Origin of the sequence: Pseudarthrobacter sp. L19 (genome assembly GCF_050859435.1) — a bacterium.
In the GTDB taxonomy this organism is placed as follows: Bacteria; Actinomycetota; Actinomycetes; order Actinomycetales; family Micrococcaceae; genus Arthrobacter.
Genome location: NZ_CP193935.1, coordinates 2,119,773 through 2,139,744, shown reverse-complemented (window position 1 = coordinate 2,139,744; position 19,972 = coordinate 2,119,773). Strand labels below are relative to the sequence as shown.

19 protein-coding genes and 4 pseudogenes are annotated in these 19,972 nt (G+C 67.3%); 14 read left to right on the top strand and 9 right to left on the bottom strand.

Annotated elements, in window-relative coordinates; translation table 11 throughout:
* Nucleotides 1-2 precede the first annotated feature (2 nt).
* The 11 genes and pseudogenes from ACRQ5B_RS10220 to ACRQ5B_RS10170 all read left to right on the top strand — a co-directional run bounded on the left by ACRQ5B_RS10220 (nt 3) and on the right by ACRQ5B_RS10170 (nt 9,733).
* Entirely contained in the window at nt 3-950 is a 948-nt protein-coding gene (locus ACRQ5B_RS10220; RefSeq protein ID WP_432393630.1) for a type II secretion system F family protein, read from the top strand.
* A gap of 13 nt (nt 951-963) precedes the next feature.
* On the top strand, nt 964-1,848 hold the full coding sequence (locus ACRQ5B_RS10215; RefSeq protein WP_432393628.1) for a type II secretion system F family protein: 885 nt from the start codon (nt 964-966) through the stop codon (nt 1,846-1,848).
* A gap of 253 nt (nt 1,849-2,101) precedes the next feature.
* Nucleotides 2,102-2,326, top strand: coding sequence for a Flp family type IVb pilin (locus tag ACRQ5B_RS10210; RefSeq protein ID WP_432393626.1), 225 nt, complete (start codon nt 2,102-2,104; stop codon nt 2,324-2,326).
* Between the two features lie 97 nt (nt 2,327-2,423).
* Nucleotides 2,424-2,798 (top strand): TadE/TadG family type IV pilus assembly protein, encoded by a 375-nt coding sequence (locus tag ACRQ5B_RS10205; protein WP_432393624.1) that lies wholly within the window; start codon nt 2,424-2,426, stop codon nt 2,796-2,798.
* A complete protein-coding gene (locus ACRQ5B_RS10200) occupies nt 2,786-3,817 on the top strand; it encodes a pilus assembly protein TadG-related protein (RefSeq protein ID WP_432393622.1) in 1,032 nt (343 codons plus the stop codon). The genes ACRQ5B_RS10205 and ACRQ5B_RS10200 overlap by 13 nt, the downstream gene beginning before the upstream one ends.
* Nucleotides 3,818-3,873: 56 nt before the next feature.
* The gene (gene cpaB / locus ACRQ5B_RS10195; RefSeq protein WP_432393620.1) at nt 3,874-4,635 is read left to right on the top strand and encodes a Flp pilus assembly protein CpaB; all 762 of its coding nucleotides are present in this window, start codon (nt 3,874-3,876) and stop codon (nt 4,633-4,635) included.
* Complete coding sequence (locus ACRQ5B_RS10190; RefSeq protein ID WP_432393618.1) at nt 4,632-5,822, top strand: AAA family ATPase; 1,191 nt, start codon at nt 4,632-4,634, stop codon at nt 5,820-5,822. Before cpaB ends, ACRQ5B_RS10190 begins: the two co-directional genes overlap by 4 nt.
* A 170-nt stretch (nt 5,823-5,992) precedes the next feature.
* Nucleotides 5,993-7,342 (top strand): annotated as a pseudogene (locus tag ACRQ5B_RS10185) (CpaF family protein); the annotation flags it as partial.
* A 13-nt stretch (nt 7,343-7,355) separates the two neighbouring features.
* Nucleotides 7,356-8,288 (top strand): type II secretion system F family protein, encoded by a 933-nt coding sequence (locus ACRQ5B_RS10180; RefSeq protein ID WP_432393616.1) that lies wholly within the window; start codon nt 7,356-7,358, stop codon nt 8,286-8,288.
* Nucleotides 8,289-8,295: 7 nt separating this feature from the next.
* Nucleotides 8,296-9,177, top strand: coding sequence for a type II secretion system F family protein (locus tag ACRQ5B_RS10175; RefSeq protein WP_432393614.1), 882 nt, complete (start codon nt 8,296-8,298; stop codon nt 9,175-9,177).
* 298 nt (nt 9,178-9,475) lie between these two features.
* Complete coding sequence (locus ACRQ5B_RS10170; RefSeq protein WP_432393612.1) at nt 9,476-9,733, top strand: hypothetical protein; 258 nt, start codon at nt 9,476-9,478, stop codon at nt 9,731-9,733.
* On the opposite strand, the pseudogene ACRQ5B_RS10165 reads toward ACRQ5B_RS10170, so the two are convergent.
* Nucleotides 9,730-10,472: pseudogene (locus ACRQ5B_RS10165) on the bottom strand (response regulator transcription factor). The gene ACRQ5B_RS10170 and the pseudogene ACRQ5B_RS10165 sit on opposite strands and share 4 nt — an antisense overlap.
* A gap of 265 nt (nt 10,473-10,737) precedes the next feature.
* Between ACRQ5B_RS10165 and ACRQ5B_RS10160 the strand changes: the two are divergent.
* Nucleotides 10,738-12,387 (top strand): sensor histidine kinase, encoded by a 1,650-nt coding sequence (locus ACRQ5B_RS10160; protein ID WP_432393610.1) that lies wholly within the window; start codon nt 10,738-10,740, stop codon nt 12,385-12,387.
* Between the two features lie 45 nt (nt 12,388-12,432).
* Here ACRQ5B_RS10160 and ACRQ5B_RS10155 read toward each other — a convergent pair.
* From ACRQ5B_RS10155 to ACRQ5B_RS10120, 8 genes and pseudogenes are all read right to left on the bottom strand, one after another.
* Nucleotides 12,433-13,322 (bottom strand): annotated as a pseudogene (locus tag ACRQ5B_RS10155) (tRNA pseudouridine synthase A).
* A 32-nt stretch (nt 13,323-13,354) separates the two neighbouring features.
* The gene (gene rplQ, locus ACRQ5B_RS10150; RefSeq protein ID WP_412883751.1) at nt 13,355-13,924 is read right to left on the bottom strand and encodes a 50S ribosomal protein L17; all 570 of its coding nucleotides are present in this window, start codon (nt 13,922-13,924) and stop codon (nt 13,355-13,357) included.
* Between the two features lie 75 nt (nt 13,925-13,999).
* Entirely contained in the window at nt 14,000-15,010 is a 1,011-nt protein-coding gene (locus ACRQ5B_RS10145; protein WP_290255912.1) for a DNA-directed RNA polymerase subunit alpha, read from the bottom strand.
* 125 nt (nt 15,011-15,135) lie between these two features.
* A complete protein-coding gene (gene rpsK, locus ACRQ5B_RS10140) occupies nt 15,136-15,537 on the bottom strand; it encodes a 30S ribosomal protein S11 (RefSeq protein WP_066436904.1) in 402 nt (133 codons plus the stop codon).
* 101 nt (nt 15,538-15,638) lie between these two features.
* Nucleotides 15,639-16,016 carry a 30S ribosomal protein S13 gene (gene rpsM / locus ACRQ5B_RS10135; RefSeq protein ID WP_011775569.1) on the bottom strand — a complete coding sequence of 126 codons (378 nt, stop codon included), beginning with the start codon at nt 16,014-16,016 and terminating at the stop codon, nt 15,639-15,641.
* Between the two features lie 184 nt (nt 16,017-16,200).
* Entirely contained in the window at nt 16,201-16,314 is a 114-nt protein-coding gene (rpmJ, locus tag ACRQ5B_RS10130; protein WP_009358722.1) for a 50S ribosomal protein L36, read from the bottom strand.
* Between the two features lie 68 nt (nt 16,315-16,382).
* The gene (gene infA / locus ACRQ5B_RS10125) at nt 16,383-16,604 is read right to left on the bottom strand and encodes a translation initiation factor IF-1 (RefSeq protein WP_009358723.1); all 222 of its coding nucleotides are present in this window, start codon (nt 16,602-16,604) and stop codon (nt 16,383-16,385) included.
* 181 nt (nt 16,605-16,785) lie between these two features.
* Nucleotides 16,786-17,822: pseudogene (locus ACRQ5B_RS10120) on the bottom strand (P1 family peptidase).
* A 246-nt stretch (nt 17,823-18,068) separates the two neighbouring features.
* Here ACRQ5B_RS10120 and ACRQ5B_RS10115 point away from each other — a divergent pair.
* Nucleotides 18,069-19,019, top strand: coding sequence for a carbohydrate ABC transporter permease (locus ACRQ5B_RS10115; protein WP_432393605.1), 951 nt, complete (start codon nt 18,069-18,071; stop codon nt 19,017-19,019).
* Nucleotides 19,016-19,948 carry a carbohydrate ABC transporter permease gene (locus ACRQ5B_RS10110; RefSeq protein ID WP_412883754.1) on the top strand — a complete coding sequence of 311 codons (933 nt, stop codon included), beginning with the start codon at nt 19,016-19,018 and terminating at the stop codon, nt 19,946-19,948. The genes ACRQ5B_RS10115 and ACRQ5B_RS10110 overlap by 4 nt, the downstream gene beginning before the upstream one ends.
* Nucleotides 19,949-19,972: the final 24 nt, after the last annotated feature.

Here is a 19,972-nt window from a genome sequence, read left to right as displayed (position 1 = left end):
CGGTGCAACTCTCTCCCTTGGTGTTTGTCGGCGGCCTGCTCCTGGTATACGCCGCCCTGGCCATCGTGGTCGCCGTCGTGTTCGCGTCACCCACCGTCCCCCTGTCGCGGCGCCGTCCGGAGCTGCAGGCCAGCCAGCACACCTCAGGCCTCACAAAGCTGACCGATCATGCGGTGACTGCCCTCAACCAGCAGCTCCGCGACCGAGGCCCGGGGCTGCTCAGCCGGGAACGGCTGGACAGTGCGGGCCTGAAGAAGCAGCCCGGAGACTACCTACTTTTCGGCGGAGCTGCCGCCTTCGTGGCCGCGGCCATCGGATTCGTGCTGGGAGGGCTGGTGCCGGCCTTCCTGTTGCTGGTCACGACGCCGGTGGGGCTGGTTCTCCTCTTAAACGTCCTCGTCTCCCGGCGCCGCCGGAAGTTCGACGAGCAGGTACCGGATGCGCTGCAGATGCTCGCCGGGGGCCTGCGCGCCGGACACAGCCTCCTCCGGGCGGTGGACGCCGCCGCTGAGGAAAACGAGTCGCCCATGAAAGATGAACTCAGCCGGGTGGTCAACGAGACCCGGATCGGCCGGGACCTCGGGGAATCGCTGGCCGACGTGGCACGGCGGACCTCCAATGAGGACTTCGCCTCCATCACCCGCGCCATCGAGATCCACCGCGAGGTGGGCGGTGACCTTGCGGTGGTCCTGGACAACGTCGGCGAGACCATTCGGGACCGCACCCGGCTCCGTGGCCAGGTGAAGGCCCTGAGCGCGGAAGGACGGATGTCCGCCATGGTCCTGATGGCGCTGCCGATCCTCATGTTTACCGGCCTGGTCATGTTCAACCCGACCTACTCCAAGACATTCCTGACCACGATCCCGGGATTCCTGATGATCGCGGCCTCGGTGGTACTGCTCGCCGTCGGCGGTTTTTGGCTCAGCCGCCTCATCAAGCCGAAGTTCTGAGAGGGAGAAGACCATGAATCCCATCGCCTACGCCGCCATCCTGGCGGTCATCGCCCCGGCATCCGTCATGACCTGGCTTGCCGTCACCGGCGACCGCGCCGGCCTGCGGAACATCCAGGCCAACCTCGGGCGGCGGCCTGAGGCGGGCGCGTCCCCGCTGTCGGCCACGGGGCAGTTCGCCGCGGTGTCCCGGAGGATCACCCCTGCCGGCTACACGGGATGGCTGGACCGGCAGCTCGCCGGTGCGGGCCGACCCAAGGACTGGCCCCTGGGACGGGTCCTGATGATGAAGCCCCTCCTCGCCTTGGGCGGGGCAGTTACCGGGGCTCTCCTTATCGCGGGGAACCCCACACCCGCCAACATCCTGCTGGCAGTCGCGGCCTCCGGGCTGGCGTATGCCGTCCCGGACATCCTGATCCGGAACAATGCCCAGAAACGTCGGGAGCAGATCAAGCTGGAGCTGCCGGACACGCTGGACCAGATGCTGATCTCAGTTCAGGCCGGGCTCGGATTCGAAACTGCCATGGCGCGCGCTGGCCAGAATGGCAAGGGTCCGCTTGCCGACGAACTCATTCGGACGCTGCAAGACATCCAGGTGGGACGGTCCCGGAAGGAGGCGTACCTGGCCATGGCGCAGCGCGTCGGCGTCCCAGACCTGCGGAGCTTCGTCCGCGCCGTCGTCCAAGCGGACAGCTACGGCATCGCCATAGCCGGCGTGCTGCACGCACAAGCCAAGGACATGAGGGTGAAGCGGCGCCAGCGCGCCGAGGAACATGCCATGAAGATGCCGGTCAAGATGCTCTTCCCGCTGATCTTCACCATCCTGCCCACGCTCTTCATCGTTCTGCTGGGGCCGACCGTGATGAGCACCATCGCGGTGTTCAGCGGTTCCCGCTGACGACGGCGGAACGCCTCACAGGCGCCTACAGACCGGACCCCCTCGGACCAGAGCCGAGGGGGTCCTCCGCTGTGATGGCCAGCCGTAAGGAATTTCCGGCGCAGTATCGGCGCAGGTAAAGAGCAGGAAAGGGACAGTTCGGCAAGCCTTCACACAGGAAGTTGGAAAGTCGGGTTGAGGGCGTGTCGGTGGTTGCTAAGTTCCTCTCAGTGCTGGTGCAGGGCCAGCCGCCCACCTCGCTCAGGAGTCACTCATGCGTTCCTTCTTCGCCACCATCGCAAGCCGCCTTCGCCGCGACCAGCGCGGCGCCACCGCCGTCGAGTACGGCATCATGGTCGCCCTCATCGCCGTCGCCATCATTGTGGCCGTCACGTTCCTCGGCACCAACCTGACCAAGACTTTCCACGACGTTGGCTGCAAGATCACCAACAGCACGACCGGCGATTGCGCTGCCCCGGCCGCACCGGCTGCTGGGTAGTCGGCCCTCAATACCCCGAAATGCGATGTGTGGCGGCGGCAACAGCCGCCGCCACTCATCTGTAACCGGCCCTCATGAGACCAGGAAGGCGGTACCCATGTCCAGGACAGGCGAACGGGGTGCCGTCGCCGTGGAGTTCGCGTTGTTGGCACCGGTCCTGGTCATGCTGCTGCTGGGGATCATGGAATTCGGCCGAGCATACAACGTCCAGGTCTCGCTTTCGAGCGCCGCCCGGGAGGGCGTCCGCGTGATGGCCATCAATAACAACCCCTCCGCCGCCCGCACCGCGGTCAAAAATGCGGCGACTCAGTTGCAGCCGGCCTTGACCGACGCCAACATCACGGTCGCCCCGTCACAATGTACCGCGGGCTCGCAGGTCACCGTCACCATCAGCTACACCTTGTCCACCATGACCGGCATCGCCGGGCCCTTTCCCATGTCCGGCAAGGGAGTCATGCTGTGCGGCGGCTAGCCTGCCCCGCATCCGACCGCGACGGCGAGCACGGCGCCATCGCTGTGATCGTCGCGGTCCTCATGGTCGCCTTGCTGGGATTTGCGGCCATCGCCGTGGACGTCGGCATGCTCTATGCCGAACGCACCCAGCTGAGCAACGGGGCGGACGCGGGGGCGTTCGCCATCGCGCAGAAGTGCGCCAAGAATGTCAACGATCCCAACTGCTCCGCTACGTCGTCGCTGCCCGGCATCCTCGCCAACGGCAACACCGGCGATGGCTTGAGCAATATCCAGTCCGTCGCACTGGACACGACGAACCGCACCGTCACAGTTACAGCAGGCGCCCAGGAAGCCGGCAAGGCCCCCAACAAGGTATCGCTGTTCTTCGCAAGGGTTCTCGGCATCAAGGACGCCTCGGTGACAGCGGCTGCCACCGTGCAGTGGGGCAGCCCCGTGGCGGGGCCCACCGCCTTTCCAATCGCCTTTTCTGTCTGCCAAGTCAACGACCATATAGGCGCTGGAGCCCAACTCCTGGTGAGCCACGGCAGCAAAGCTGAGACGTCCTGCAAATATGTACCGTCCGGGCAGGTCGTCCCCGGCGGCTTCGGCTGGCTGAAGCGCCCCGACGGCGGTTGCGCGGGGAATGTCAGCGCCTCAGGCTGGGCCGACGGCGACCCGGGCAACAGCTACCCCAATATCTGTAACAATCAGCTGATTTCCTGGGCCTCGGACATCCAGGCTGGCAAGGACGTCATCGTGCTCCTGCCGATTTTCGACCAGGTCACCGGCACGGGGACAAGCGTCTCGTACCATCTGACGTCGTTCGCCGCTTTCAAAGTCCAGGGCTGGAGCTTCAACGGCAACAAGTTTCCCATCACCTTCCGCAACGCCCCGCCCGACGTATCCCCCGCATTGTCTTGCACCGGCAGCTGTGTGGGCGTGATCGGCAGCTTCATCCGGTACGTCTCGCTGGACAACGCCTACACGCTGGGAACGCCGCCCGATTTCGGTGCCGGCGTCATCAAACTTACGCAATAGCCGTCCAGGCCTTCCCGTCCATCCACATCAGGAGCAGTTTTTTGAAGTCACGCTTATTGGCAGGCGTAGCGGCAATTGTCCTCGCCGTCGTCGGCGCCATCCTCGTCGTCAGCTACGCCCAGGGTGCGGACAGCCGGGCCGTCGAGGACCTCAACCCCGTCAGTGTCTTGGTGGTCCAGAAGGCCATCCCCGCGGGCACCCCGACGGCGAGCCTTCAGGCCTTCCTGACAACTGAGGAGCTCCCCGGCACTGCTGTTTCCAAGTCGGCTTTGAAGAACCTGGACGGTCAGGGCGGCAAAGTAACCTCCGTGGAGTTGCTGCCGGGCGAACAGTTGGTGGCCGAACGGCTGATCCAGCCCGAGGAACTGAAGACCAGCGGCGCCGTCGAGATCCCCAAGGGACTCCAGGAGGTCTCCTTCCAGCTCGAGCCCCAGCGTGTCGTCGGCGGACGTATCTCCGCCGGGGATCACGTCGGCGTCTTCATCAACCTGAAGAACGGGGGCCTGGACGCCAAGCCGGAGAAGGAAACCACCCAGCTGAGCATCCACAAGGTGCTGGTGACCTCCGTGCAGCGGGCGCCCACGGCCACGCCGAGCCCGGCGCCGTCAGCCAACGGCTCAACTGGCCCTGCACAAGACACCTCACTTCCCACCGGTTCCTTCCTCATCACCGTCGCCGTAAACGAGCCAGATGCGACCAAGATCGTCTATGCCTCCAACTTCGGAGAGGTCGCCAGCATTTGGCTCAGTAAGGAACCCTTGGACGCCACAGAAGCCCCCCGCCCCGGAATCATGACCCGCCCGGAGGTATACAAGTGAGCCGCTTCGTCCTCATCTCCCCCAACACCGACTTCGACGCGCGGCTCCGGCGGGCGGTGGGCGGCGGATTGACGGGCGGCGTCCAGACCTTCGCCGCCGTCGATCCCGCAAATCCGGGCGAGCTCTTCGCCAAGCTGGATCAGGAACGCCCCGAGGTGCTGATCATCGGACCCGACGTCCCCGCCGAGGACGCGCTCCGCCTGGCGACAGTCTTCGACGTGCAGCTGCCCGAGCTCAGCGTGATCCTGGTCGGGGAGACGGACCCCGACGTCGTCCTGCTCGCAATGCGCGCCGGGATCCGGGACATCCTCAGCCCTGCCTCGGACCCTGCACAGATCCGGGTGCTGCTGGAGCGGGCCTGCCAGTCCTACGCCAGCCGCAACCGCACCGCCGCGATCCAGAACCCTGACGCCCCGCGCGGCCTGGTGATCGGGGTCTTCTCCCCCAAGGGCGGCGTCGGGAAAACGACCATCGCCACGAACATCGCCATCGGTCTGGGCAAGGTCGCGCCGATGAGCGTCGTCGTGGTGGACCTGGACCTGCAGTTCGGCGACATCGCCTCCGGGCTCTACCTCAACCCTGAACACACCGTCACGGACGCCGTCTCCGCCTCCGCCAGCCAGGACTCCCTGGTCCTCAAGGCATTCCTCACCGTGCATCCGAGCAGCATTTACGCGCTGTGTGCGCCGCGGACCCCGGTTGAGGCGGACAGCATCACCCCGCAGCAGGTCAGCCGCCTCATCGCCCAGCTGGCCGAGCAGTTCCAGTACGTCGTCATCGACACGGCGCCCGGGCTGCCGGAGGTGGGGCTGGCCGCGCTGGAGCAGTGCACCGACGTGGTCTGGGTCAGTGCCATGGACGTCCCCAGCATCCGCGGCCTCCGGTCCGGACTGGACATCCTCCGCCGGCTGGACCTGCTTCCCGAGACCCGGCACGTCGTGCTGAACATGGCCGATGCCAAGTCCGGCCTCAGCGTCCAGGACGTGGAGGCCACCATCGGCGCCCCGGTGGACGTCAGCATCCCCCGGTCCAAGGCCGTGGCCTACTCCACCAACCGCGGCATTCCCGTCCTCCAGGCCGCGAGGAGGGACCCTGCCGTGAAGGGGTTGCGGCAACTCGTCGCCCGGTTCGATCCGGCCTGGCGTGCCAAGGCCCAGAAGAAGCTGCACCGAAGGGTGGTCGTCTAAATGAAACTCTCCGAACGCCTGTCCGTGGCAGAGGGCGGCCACGTCCCGTCACCCCCGCAGCCGGCTCCCCCGCGCCACACCCGTCCCCCATCCCGGGTGGTCCCCTCCCAACCGAAATCGGTGCACAGGCCGTCCCGGCGCACGCCACCGCCCCGCAGGGTCCGTCCCGCCTGGCCGCGGCGGCGCCGTCGCACGCCCTCGGCGAACACCACGACGGCGGCCGCGGAGCCCAGCCGGTGGATGCCTTCGCCGCACTCAAGGAACGCGCCGCCACGGCCTTGTTCGAGCGGATGGGCACCCGTTTCAGCGACTCCGCACTAAAGGAAGACGAGCTGCGGGCTACCGCCCGGGACGAACTGATCCGCATCGTCGACGCCGAACAGGTTCCGCTCTCCGCCGAGGAACGCGGCCGGCTGGTCCGCGACGTCGCCGACGACGTTCTCGGCTACGGACCGCTCCAACGGCTTTTGGACGACCCCGCCGTCACCGAAATCATGGTCAACCGGATGGACCAGATCTACGTGGAACGCAAGGGCCAGCTCACTCTCACGGAATCCCGGTTCAGCTCCGAGGAGCACCTGCGCAAGGTGATCGAGCGGATCGTTTCCAAGGTTGGCCGCCGCATCGACGAGTCCTCGCCCCTGGTGGACGCCCGCCTCGAGGACGGCTCCCGCGTCAACGCCGTCATCCCGCCGCTGGCCGTCGGCGGCTCCTCACTCACCATCCGTAAATTCAGCAAGATCCCCCTCACCGTGCAGAACCTGATCGAGTTCGGCACCCTGACCCCAGAGATGGCAGAGCTGCTCAACGCCTGCGTCCGGGCCAAGCTGAACATCATCGTCTCCGGCGGCACCGGTACCGGCAAGACCACCCTCCTGAACGTCCTGTCCTCGTTCCTGCCGCACGACGAGCGGATCGTCACCATCGAGGACGCAGTGGAACTGCAGATCCAGCAGGAACACGTGGTGCGGCTGGAGAGCCGACCGCCGAACACCGAGGGCAAGGGCGAGGTCACCATCCGCGACCTGCTCCGCAACTCCCTGCGTATGCGGCCCGACCGGATCGTGGTCGGCGAGGTCCGCGGCGGCGAGTCCCTGGACATGCTCCAGGCCATGAACACCGGCCACGACGGATCGCTGTCCACCGTCCACTCCAACTCCCCCAGGGACGCGGTCGCCCGCCTGGAGACGCTGGTCCTGATGGCCGGGATGGACCTGCCCCTGCGCGCCATCCGGGAACAGATCGCCTCCGCGGTGAACCTGATCGTGCAGATCTCCAGGCTCCGTGACGGCTCCCGGCGCATCACCCATGTCACCGAGGTCCAAGGCATGGAAGGGGACATCGTCACCCTCCAGGACGCATTCGTCTTCGACTACTCCGCCGGTGTCGACGGCAGCGGACGCTTCATGGGCAAACCGGTGGCCACCGGCATCCGCCCCCGCTTCATCGACCGCTTCGAAGACCTTGGAATCTTTGTCTCCCCGAGCGTGTTCGCGACGCCGCTGGCACCCGCCGGGCGGGGTGACCCGGACCGTGATTCTGTACACCGGCGTCGCCCTCCTGGTCGCCGCCATCCTGCTCCTCGCCGTCGCCGTCGTAGCCCCCGGCGCGTCCCGGGTACCCCTTGACCGACGGCGGCCGGTACAGGCCGCCGCGGAGTCCTCCCTCAGCCGCTTCGCCGGCTCCGCCGCAGGCCTGGCCGAGGGTTTCTTCGCCCGTCGCAAGATCCGGCTCTTCAACCGGGAAGCCCTCGAGCAGGCCGGTCTTCGCCTGGGACAGGGGGACTTCTACGTGCTGCTGCTCTCCGGCGCACTCGTCGGAGCCCTGGCCGGCCTCCTGGTGGGCGGCCCCCTCCTGGCGGTACCCCTGGTCCTCCTCGCTCCGGTGGCCGGTCACCTGGTCCTCACCTTCCTCGCCGGCCGCCGCCGTTCCCGGTTCGATGACCAGCTCGGTGACACCCTGCAGCTGCTCTCCGGCGGCCTGCGCGCCGGGCACAGCATCCTGCGGGCCATCGACGCGGCCGGCAACGAATCGCAGAGCCCCACCGCCGAAGAGATGCGCCGGATCATCACGGAAACCTCGCTGGGCCGTGACCTACTCGACTCCCTGACCGACACCGCGGACCGAATGCAGAACGAGGACTTCGTCTGGATCGCCCAGGCCATCCAGATCAACCGCGAGGTCGGCGGCAACCTGGCCGAAGTCCTGGACCAGGTCAACGAGACCATCCGCGAGCGCAGCGAGATCAAGGGCCACATCAAGTCCCTCGCCGCCGAAGGCAAGTTCTCCGCCTACATCCTGATGGCCATGCCCGTGGGCATCGTACTCATGCTGATGCTGGTCAACCCCGGCTACATGAACGTCATGTTCACCAACCCGCTGGGCTGGGGCATGATCGTCGCCTCTATCATCCTGATGACCATCGGCGGTCTGTGGATGCGCAAGATTATCGACCTGAAGTTCTGAGGCAGCCGTGAACCCCATCCTCCTCGCCGGGCTGCTGCTGATCTGCCTGCCGCTGTGCTACCTGTCCTGGTCCGTGCTCTCGGTGGACCGGAAGTCCCAGCGCGCCATCCGCCAGATGCTCGCCCTCGGCACCGCACCCGTAGAGGCCACCGAGACGCGCAAGCGTGACGTGCTGGAGCGGCTGGGACGCCGCCTCACTCCCCCGGCCTACGTCCGCAAGCTCGACCACCTGCTGGCCCTCGCCGGCAGGCCGGCGTCGCTGCCCCTGGGCCGGGTGCTCGCCGCGAAGCCGCTGCTCGGCGCCGTCGGGGCCCTGCTGGGGTTGTGGTTCGCCAGCACCCCCGCGCCCATGCTCAAGCTCGTGGGGCTCTTCGTAATACTGCTGGGCTACTTCATCCCCGACCTTTTGCTGTACAGCAAGGGCCAGGAGCGCCAGAAGGCCATGCAGCTGGAGCTGCCGAACACCCTGGACCAGATGCTCATCTCGGTGGAGGCGGGCCTGGGCTTTGAGGGCGCCATGGCCCGGGCCGGCGAAAACGGCAAGGGCCCCCTCGCGGAGGAACTGGTCCGCACCCTGCAGGACATGCAGGTGGGACGGAGCCGCCGCGAGTCGTACCAGGCCCTCTCCGAGCGCACCAGCATCCCCGAACTCCGCAGCTTCGTCCAGGCCGTGGTGCAGGCGGACACCTACGGCATCGCGATCAGCCGGGTCCTCCGGATCCAGGCGAAGGTCATGCGCGTCAAGCGCCGGCAACGGGCCGAGGAGAAGGCCATGAAACTGCCCGTGACCATCCTGTTCCCCCTTTTGTTCTTTATCTTTCCGGTGCTGTTCATCGCCATCCTGGGCCCCGCGGTCATCAACGCGATCAACACCTTCAGCGGCCACTGACGCCGCGTGTGGCGGGTGCCTTCGGGCCCGAGAAGGTTCCCCGCAGGGTTTGCGCAGGATCATCGGGCGCCCGGACGGGCACCGGGCCAAGCGGGTACCGTAGTGCCATGTCTCTTTCAGCTGCCAGCCCCGAAATCCCTGCATCGGGGGCCGCGACCACAGCCGTCACTCCCGACGACGGCGGGCGGCCGGGGCCCGCGGCGGCGCCCCTGATGGACCCGGGCGCCCTCCAGGACCTGGGTGAACAGGTGAACAGCGCGACGGTCGCGCGGGGATTTGCCCGCGACTACGCCCAGATGTGGGAGCAGCGCTACGCCTCCTGGCTGTTTCCCTCGAGCGCCGCGACGCGACGGCGGCCCTCGACGCCGTGCTGAGCGTGAAGACCTCGTCCTCGATGGTCGGCGGCCTGCGCCTGGCAGCCCTGGCCACGGAACTGGAAGTCCTGGTCCGGGAGGGCCTGCTGGCGGAGGCCGAGGCCAGGCTCGGCGAGGTCGCCGCCCGGGGCCGGGAAACCGTCCAGGAATTGCAGTTCAGCTACATCTTGATGGAGTGCTAGGGCTGCGCAGGCGCGAGCCGGTAGCCCACACCGCGTACCGTCTGCAGCCAGCGGGGCTGCACGGCATCCTCGCCCAGTTTCCGGCGCAGGTTGCCGATGTGAACCTCGACGGCGCGCTCGTCGGAGTCGCTGATGTACGCGTCGGCCCGGTAGTACTCCCCCGGACCACACGGACCAGGTCCGTCTTAGACCGGACCGCGCCTGCGCCCTTAAGAAGCGCATGCAGCAGGTCGAATTCGCTGCGGGTCAGGGAAAGCGGCTCGCCGTCAACCGTCACAGAGCGCATGTCCGGATTCAGCGACAGCCCGTTATGGCGCAGCACGTTGTCCGGCGCCGGTGCAGGCGCGGCCACAGCTCCGCCGTTGTCCCGGCGTGGGCGGCGCATCATGGCCGCCACGCGGGCGCGGAGTTCGCGCGGCCGGAAGGGCTTGGTGAGGAAGTCGTCCGCTCCGGTGTGGAGCGCGGTCAGGGTGTCGAGTTCGTCGGTGCGGGCCGTGAGCATGACGACGTACGCGTCGCTGAACTGGCGGATCCGGCGCAGGACCTCGAAACCGTCAATGTCCGGCAGTCCCACATCCAGGGTGACCACCTGGGCATCCTCGCGGCGGACGACGTCCACGCCCTCGCGGCCCTCCGAGGCGGAATGCACCTCGAAGCCCGCCTGCCGCAGCACAGCCTCGACGAGGTTCCGCACATCGGCGTCGTCTTCCACGACCACGGCCACGCCCAGGTCTGTCATGCCACCCTCACATCCGCTGCAGTTCCGCTTCCACCGCCGCCATCGGCCCGGGGCGCCACCGCCAGGCGGGGCACCGCCGCACCAAAGACCCGCAGCACGTCCTGCCACCATACCCAGCCCGGGACCGAATCCCGGGCTCCGGCACATTTTTGTTCAGCAATCTTCGTATGTTTTATGTCAATTTATTTTGACACGACTGTAAACTCAAGCTTCGTGAGAGGAGCGTTGGTCTTTGGGTGAGTGGCGGCTGGTTCATGACGTGCGGGTGCCCCGCCGCCCGACCACCCTGCACACCCGGCTTCGCGTCCTGACCTCCCAGCTTCCCCTCACCCTGCTGCTGACCGCTGGCCTCGCCGCGGCCCCCTCGGCTTGGGACCTGCACCTCTACAGCGGCTGGGGCCAGGCCGCCGTCGCCGCCCACGCCGCCCTCTTCCTTGCCTGCCTGGTGGTCCCCTGGGAGCGGCTCCCGCCCCTGGCAACGCTGTGGATTCCGGTGCTCGATCTCGCCGCCATCGGTCTGAGCCGGGCCGCCGCGGCCGAGGAGTTGCAGGGCCTCGGGGTGCTGTCAGTCCTGCCGGTGGTCTGGCTCGCCTCCTCCCGGCTCTCCCCCGCCGTCACCGCCGCCCTGAGCTTTTTCGGACCGCTGCTGGCCGGACTCCCGTGGTTCTTCGACGCCGGCCCCGACGACAGCCCCGGCCGGATCGCCACCGTCGCCCTGCTGTCGCTGACCACCCTTGCCGTGGCTGTGGCCATGGAGTTCGTCAAGGGACAGCTGGCCCGCCAGCAGCGCCGCGTGGACTCGAAGGAGGCGCAGCTGCAGGCGCTGCTGGCCGAGAGCCGCGAGCGGGAGCGGCTGCTGAACACCATCCTGGACACGGTGGACGTGGGGATCGTCGCCGTGGACGCCGAGGGGCGGCGCCTGCTCACCAACAGCTGGCAGAGCCGGCTCGAGGCGGGCGCCGCGCCGCACGGGGCCAGCACCGCCGTGCACCGCGGCTGGGAGGACCACCTGCTGCTGACCGGGCCGGACCAGCGGACCCCGCTCCAGCCCGAACGGCGGCCCATCCGGCGTGCCATGGCGGGGGAATCCTTTGCGGACCACCTGGTCTGCTTCGGCGGCGCCCCCGGCGGCCGGGTAGTCTCCACCGGCGCCCGGCCGCTGCGCGACGACGACGGCCGCTTCGGCGGCGCCGTCGTGGTCTACAACGAGGTCACGGGACTGGTGAATGCCCTGGCCGCCAAGGACGACGTCGTCGCCACCGTTTCGCACGAGTTCCGGACGCCCCTGACCTCCATCATCGGCAACCTGGACCTTGTCCTCGGCGAGGAGCTGCCGCCGTCCGTGCTGCGCCGCATTGAGGTGGCCCAGCGCAATGCCGAGCGGCTGCTGGCCCTGGTTTCCGACCTGCTCGTCACCGCCAGCGCCGCCGTCCAGCTGCAGCCCCGCCGGACCGACCTCGCCGGGCTGGTGGAGGCCAGCATCGGCTCTGCCCAGGCGCACGCGCACGCGGCCCGGGTGTCCCTGTCGATGGAGGCCCGGGAGCCGTTGTGGGCGAACGTCGATCCGCTGCGCATCAGCCAGGCCCTCGACAACCTCGTCTCCAACGCCATCAAGTACTCGCCCGACGGCGGGTCCGTGACGGTCTCCGGCTGCGCCGCGGAAGGCCGCGTGGTCCTCCAGGTGCGGGATACCGGGATCGGGATGACCGCCGCCGACGCCGACAGGGTGTTCACCCGCTTCTTCCGCAGCCCGGCGGTGCGCGACGGCGCCATCCCCGGGGCGGGGCTGGGCTTGTCCATCACCAAGGCGATCGTGGAGGGACACGGCGGGTCCATCACCTGCCGCACCCGCCCTGGCCACGGCAGCACCTTTACTGTCGAGTTGCCAGCGGACGGGCCGCCGCGCTCCTTCTAGCCGCGCCCTGCCAACCGAAGATCACGGGTGGGCGGCGAAGAGTTGCTACTCGCGCCGGGCGCGGGTCAGCTCCGCCCGGGCCAGCAGCCCTTCCGCCGAGGGGTACGCCACCTCTTCCAGGATCAGCGGATGCGGCGGGGCCAGGACGGAGCGGGCGTCCCGCTGCCGGGCCAGCAGCCGTTCGTACAGCCACCCCGGGGCTGCTCGCCGGCGCCGACGAACAACGCCGCGCCAATGAGGGCCCGGACCTGGTTGTGGCAGAACGCGTCCGCCTGGATGGTGGCGACAATGACGCCATCGGCCCCGCGGCTGAAGTCGAAGCGCTGCAGCTCACGGATGGTGGTGGCCCCCTCCCGCGGCTTGCAGTAGGAACGGAAGTCCTGCAGCCCCAACAGCGGCGCGGCGCCCTCGTTCAACAGGTCGGTGTCCAGGTCGGTCTTGTGCCAGAGCGTGGCGTGCCGGGTGACCGGGTCCCACCGGGGTGTGCCGTCGGCGATCCGGTAGCTGTAGCGGCGCCAGAGGGCGCTGAACCGGGCGTCAAAGCCTTCCGGCGCCAGCGCGGCGCGGTGTACCTCGACAGCACCGGCGAGGTCCCCCATGCCCCGGCGGAGGGCGCCGCGTAGCCGGCGCAGCAACGCGGCGGCCGGGTCCAGCCCGGCGCCGCGGGGAAGCCCGGCCCATTCGGCGGCGGCCATGTCGAAGTGCACCACCTGGCCGCGCGCGTGCACACCGGCGTCGGTGCGTCCGGCCACGGTGACCCGGGCCGGCCGGCGCAGCAACAGGGCCAGGGCTTCTTCCAGGACTCCCTGGACGGTGCGCCTACCGGGCTGGAGCGCCCAGCCGCTGAACGGCGCCCCGTCGTAGGAGAGGTCCAGCCGGATACGCAAAAACCCGCCGTCCCCGGTAAGGGGGACAGCGGGTTCGTGCTCGTTCATAGACCTAAGTCTATAAGAAGGCGGTCAGCGAATTACTTCGCTTCCTTCTCGGTCTCGGCGGGAGCTTCCTCGGCGGCCGGAGCCTCTTCGGTTGCTGCTGCCTCGGCCTCGGGGGCCTCTTCGGTCTCAGCGGCTTCGGTCTCGGCAACCGGAGCAGCCTCGTCCTTCTTGTCCGAGTCCTTCTTTTCAGCGTCCCGCTGGGCGGCGGTGGTGGCCTCGGCAACCACGGCTTGCTTGGCGGAAACCGGCTCCAGGACCAGCTCGATGACAGCCATGGGGGCGTTGTCGCCCTTGCGGTTGCCGATCTTGGTGATGCGGGTGTAGCCGCCGTCGCGGTTCTCCATCGCCTGGGCGATGTCGGTGAACAGCTCGTGGACGACACCCTTGTTGCTGATCAGGCCCAGCACGCGACGGCGGGAAGCCAGGTCGCCGCGCTTGGCGAAGGTCACCAAACGCTCGGCGTACGGCTTCAGGCGCTTGGCCTTGGTCACCGTGGTGGTGATGCGCTTGTGCTCGAACAGTGCGGCAGAGAGGTTCGCGAGCATGAGGCGCTCGTGAGCCGGGCCGCCTCCGAGGCGCGGACCCTTAGTGGGGGTAGGCATAACTATTTCTCCTCATATGGAAGCCTGCGGACCGTGCACGCTGCGGTGCGTCCGGTCCGCCGGCCAAGATCTGTTTTAGAGCTCGTCGTCGCTGAACGCGGCGTCGTCCTCTTCGATGGCTGCGGCGCGGGCTGCAAGGTCGAAACCGGGAGGGGAGTCCTTGAGGGACAGACCCAGCTCAACAAGCTTTGCCTTGACCTCGTCGATGGACTTCGCACCGAAGTTACGGATGTCCATCAGGTCAGCCTCGGAGCGGGCAACGAGTTCACCCACGGTGTGGATGCCCTCACGCTTGAGGCAGTTGTAGGAACGGACGGTGAGGTCCAGATCCTCGATCGGCAGTGCCATGTCCGCGGCCAGGGCAGCGTCCGTCGGCGACGGGCCGATCTCGATACCTTCAGCTGCGGTGTTCAGCTCGCGGGCCAGACCGAACAGTTCCACCAGGGTGGTACCGGCCGAAGCAACGGCATCGCGCGGGGCGATGGCCGGCTTGGTCTCGACGTCGACAATCAGCTTGTCGAAGTCGGTGCGCTGCTCGACACGAGTAGCTTCCACGCGGAAGGTCACCTTCAGCACCGGCGAGTAGATCGAGTCGACCGGGATGCGGCCGATCTCGGAGTCGCCGGACTTGTTCTGAGCTGCCGACACGTAGCCGCGGCCGCGCTCGATGGTCAGTTCGAGTTCGAACTTGCCCTTCGAGTTCAGCGTGGCGATGTGCAGATCCGGGTTGTGGAATTCGACACCGGCCGGCGGAGCGATGTCCGCGGCGGTGACGACTCCCGGGCCCTGCTTGCGCAGGTAAGCGACAACCGGCTCGTCGTGCTCGGAGGAAACCGACAGGTTCTTGATGTTCAGGATGATCTCGGTGACATCTTCCTTGACACCCGGAACCGTGGTGAACTCGTGCAGCACGCCATCGATCCGGATGCTCGTGACAGAGGCACCGGGGATGGAGGAGAGCAGGGTACGGCGGAGGGAGTTACCGAGGGTGTAGCCGAAGCCCGGTTCCAGCGGTTCAATGATGAAGCGGGAACGGTTTTCGGAGACGACCTCTTCGGAGAGGGTGGGGCGCTGTGCAATGAGCACTTAGGTTTCCTTTCGGCGAGCATCCGCTATATGACGCAACACAGGTGGTGGAAAGATCGGTCTAATGGCTTAACGCCGCGGCGCTTGCCCGGACCGGCGACGGTCCGGGCAAGCACGGCAGAGCATTAGACGCGGCGGCGCTTCGGCGGGCGGCAGCCGTTGTGGGCGCTGGGGGTGACGTCCTGGATGGAGCCAACCTCGAGGCCAGCGGCCTGCAGCGAACGGATGGCGGTCTCGCGTCCCGAGCCCGGTCCCTTGACGAAAACGTCAACCTTGCGCATGCCGTGCTCCTGGGCGCGCTTGGCAGCGGCCTCGGCGGCCATCTGAGCGGCGAACGGAGTGGACTTACGCGAGCCCTTGAATCCAACCTCACCGGACGAGGCCCAGGAGATGACAGCACCGGACGGGTCCGTGATGGACACGATGGTGTTGTTGAACGTGCTCTTGATGTGCGCCTGGCCAAGCGCGATATTCTTCTTGTCCTTCTTACGCGGCTTGCGAACCGCGCCACGAGTCTTCGGGGGCATTATTTCTCCTACAGAAAGTTATTTGGGGGAAGCGAACGCTGTCGGCCCACAAATGCCTGGTTCCCTGCAATCGCGAAGCGATCTCAGGGGGCACTTGGGTTTTAGCGTCCGGCCTTCTTCTTGCCGGCGACGGTGCGCTTCGGACCCTTGCGGGTACGAGCGTTGGTCTTCGTACGCTGACCGCGTACGGGCAGGCCCTTGCGGTGACGCAGGCCTTCGTAGCTGCCGATCTCGACCTTGCGGCGGATGTCGGCGGCTACCTCGCGGCGAAGGTCACCCTCAACCTTGTAGTTGCCTTCGATGTAGTCACGCAGCTGAACCAGCTCGGCGTCGGTCAGGTCCTTGACCCGAACGTCGGCGCTGATGCCGGTGGCAGCCAGGGTTTCGTGTGCACGGGTCTTGCCCACGCCGTAGATGTAAGTAAGCGCAATTTCCAGCCGCTTTTCGCGGGGAATGTCTACGCCAGCGAGACGAGCCATAGTGGCGGTACTCCTTGAATAAACCGGAGGTCGTAGGCAGTACACCCGCACGGTGTGTGCGGCCCCAGCCTCCGACCGGGGGTTAGCTGTCCGGACTCGTTGATGCTCAATGTCCCAGATCAGCTTGTGCTGCCTTTTATTTACTTGCGTGGGTTAGCAACCCGGGGTTCTCCGAAGGGGAGAATTAGCCCTGGCGCTGCTTGTGGCGCGGGTTCTCGCAGATCACCATGACCCGGCCATTACGGCGGATCACTTTGCACTTTTCGCAGATCTGCTTGACGCTCGGCTTGACCTTCATGGCGTTCCTTTGCGTGTTGCAGTGGTCAGCTGGCCCGGACCCTGGCTGATGCCACGGCCGTCCAGTGGTTATTTGTAGCGGTAGACGATACGACCACGTGTCAGGTCGTAAGGGCTCAGTTCCACCACTACGCGGTCCTCGGGGAGGATCCGAATGTAGTGCTGTCGCATCTTTCCAGAGATGTGTGCCAGAACGATGTGCTTGTTGGTGAGCTCAACGCGAAACATCGCGTTGGGCAGCGCCTCGGTCACAACGCCCTCGATCTCAATGACCCCGTCCTTCTTGGCCATACCCTCCGCTAACTGTTGTTGCCGCGGCACCCCGGTTTGCACCGGATGCGGCCGCGAACGTTTGTGATTTCTTGCTTGCCTCCCGGCTACCGCTCCCCAAAAGGGCACAGCAGGGCAGACAACCAACAGTCAACATTACGGCATCGAAGGCCGAATGTTAAATCCAGTCATGCTAGCGCACTCAGCGGCGGTATGCACGAAACCGGCCCGCCGGGGTGGTCTCGTCACCCGCGGCGTCGACCCCGTCCAGGATCGCCAGCCGCACGGCGTCGGCCGCCGCGCTCTGCAGCGCGATCAGGCTCAGCTGCCGCGCCGCGTCGGTGTCGCGGTCCAGCGCGAGCGCGCCCGTGGCGAGGCAAAAGACCGTGTCCCCGTCGGCCAGGGTGTGGCTCGGGTTCAGCGCCCGCGCCAGTCCGGCGTGGGCCGCTGATGCCGTCCTTTTGCACTCGGCCTTGTCCAGGATGGCGTTCGTGGCGACGACGACGAGGGTCGTGTTGAGCGGCGGCAGCTGCGGCGCTTGCGCGCCCTCCGCCCCGTGGCCGGCTTCCGCCGGCGCAGCCGCAACCCTCTGCGTGCTCGCTCGTTCCTCGCTTAGACGCACGCTGCCGGGTTCCGCCTGCTCCGGCGATGTGCCAAAGGGTAGTCCCAGCGCGTTGACTACTGCTATTGCTCCAACCACCACCGGCCCGTCTTTGGAGATGTTCTCCAGGGTGATTGATGCGGTACCGACACCGCCCTTGAACTGGCCCCGGCCGATCAGGGCTCCGGTGCCGGCGCCGGTGCTGCCGCGTTCGACGTTGTGGCCCTCCGGGCGGGAGGCGGCGTCAGCCGTGGCGTCGTAGCCCATGGCCGCGTCCGGGCGGGCGCCGAAGTCGCCGCCCCGGCCCAGGTCGAAGATCGCCGCGGCGGGCACGATCGGAACCACCCCGCCGGGGACTGCGAACCCCCTCCCTGCTCCTCGCACCACCTCTGCGCCCCGTGGGCGGCGGCGAGTCCGAACGCGCTGCCGCCGGTGAGGACGACGGCGTCGACCGTGGCCGTGAGGGTGGTGGGGTCCAGGGCGTCGGTCTCGTGGGTGCCGGGTCCGCCGCCGCGGACGTCGACCGAGCCGGCGGTCCCCGGCGGCGGCAGCACCACCGTCACCCCGCTCAGCCAGCCCCCGCTGCGGCGGCCGGCATGGCCCACCCTGATCCCCGGTACATCCGTGATCCCCGTCATGGCTCCATTGTGCGCCGGTGCGGGCCGAATTGGAGCCCGATCCGCCTTTCCCCGCATCCCTGACCACAGGCGAACGGTGTGGAATACTGCAACCAACAGTAGGTAAACGGGCAAGGAAGCCTGGCATAACAAAGCTCTGACGGGGCCTTGTGCGGGGTTCCACCCACCAAGTGTGTGATGAAGTGTATGTTGATCCCCCGCCCGAACGCCTGCCAGTGGCAGGCCTGGATCCGTTAGAGACGCACCATGACAAGACAATTGACTGACAGGCCTGCGGCTACCGCCGCGGCCGTCGCACCGGCCCGGCGCAGGGGACGCTGGTCCGCCAGGACCCGCCGGGACTTCTTCGTATTTCTCGCGCTGGCGTTGCCCAACCTGGCCCTGATCGCGGTGTTCACCTACCTGCCGCTGATCAACAACATCTACTACTCGACGCTGGACTGGACGCTCGGCTCCGCCTCCGCGACCGTCGTCGGCCTCGACAACTACATCAACTTCTTCACCAGCGCCGATGCACCCAACGTGCTCGGCACCACGGCGGTCTTCACCGTCGTGACCGTCGGCGGTTCGATGATCCTGGGGCTGCTGGTGGCCCTGGCCCTGAACGCCAAGGTCCGCGGCACCACCTTCGCCCGCTCCGCCGTCTTCGCCCCCTACGTCCTCAGCGGCGTCGGCGTCGGCCTGGTCTGGCTGTTCATCTTCGACCCGGGCTACGGCGTCCTCTCCTGGCTCCTGCGCAGCATCGGCCAGCAGAGCCCGCAGTGGATCAACGACCCGCAGCTCTCGCTGGTCATGGTCATCATCGTCTACATCTGGAAGAACCTCGGCTACTGCGCCGTGGTGTACCTCGCCGGGCTGCAGTCGCTGCCCAAGGACGTCATGGAGGCAGCGTCCCTCGACGGCGCCAATGGCTTCCGCCGCTTCATCAGCATGGCCGTTCCGCTGCTCTCCCCCACCACGTTCTTCCTCCTGATCACCACGCTGCTCAGCTCCCTGCAGGCGTTCGACCTGATCCGGATCATGACCCCGCTGGGCAACGGCACCTCAACGCTGATTTACGAGGCCTACCTGCAGGCCTTCGGCGCCTACAACCGGGCCGGCTACTCCGCGTCCATCTCCGTGATCCTCTTCGCGATCCTGCTCATCATCACCGTGCTGCAGGTGCGGTTCGTCGAACGTAAGGTGCACTACTCATGAGCACGCTCTCCCCCGTCAGTCCCGATCCGGCGGCCGGGGCCGCCCCCGCGGCAGGCGCGAACCAGGACCTCCCGCCGCAGCGGAACCGCCCATTCTCCCGTGCCAACCTGGTCCAGACAATCGTCGGCGGCTACGTGCCGCTGATCCTGGCCACCCTGGTCGTCGTCGTCCCGCTGCTGTGGATGCTGCTCAGCTCGCTTAAGACGCCGGGCGAGATCGTGACCACGGACCTGAAGATCCTGCCGCAGAGCTTCAACCTGGAGAACTACAAGGTGGCCATGACCACCGTGCCGTTCGGCCAGTTCTTCATCAACAGCCTGATCGTCACCACGGTCGGTTCCACGGTGAAGGTCATCCTGGCCATCCTCACCGCCTACGCCCTGGTGTTCGTCCGGTTCCCGTTCAAGAACGTCATCTTCATCGTGATCCTCGTGGCCCTGATGGTGCCGCCGCAGGTGTCCATCCTGCCGAACTACATCCTGATCGCCGGGATCGGCGGGAAGAACACCCTCTGGGGCATCATCCTCCCCGGCCTGGGCACGGCGTTCGGTACGTTCCTGCTGCGCCAGCACTTCCTGACCCTCCCGGCGTCCATTCTTGAGGCCGCGGAGATCGACGGCGCCGGCCACTGGCGCCGCCTCTGGCAGGTCGTCGCCCCGGTGTCCCTGCCCTCGATCGCCACCGTGGCGCTCGTGACCGTCGTCAGCGAGTGGAACGACTACATCTGGCCGCTGATCATCACCGACCGGCCCGAGACCATGACGCTGCCGGTGGGCCTGACCCTGCTGCAGAACTCCGAGGGCAACGGCGCGGGCTGGGGCATCCTGATGGCCGGCGCCATGTTGGTGATCGTCCCCATCCTGCTGGTGTTCGCGGCGCTGCAGCGGTACATCGTCGCCGGCCTCACCCAGGGCAGCGTCACCGGGTAGCCGCCCGGCCTGCCCTCCGCCCAC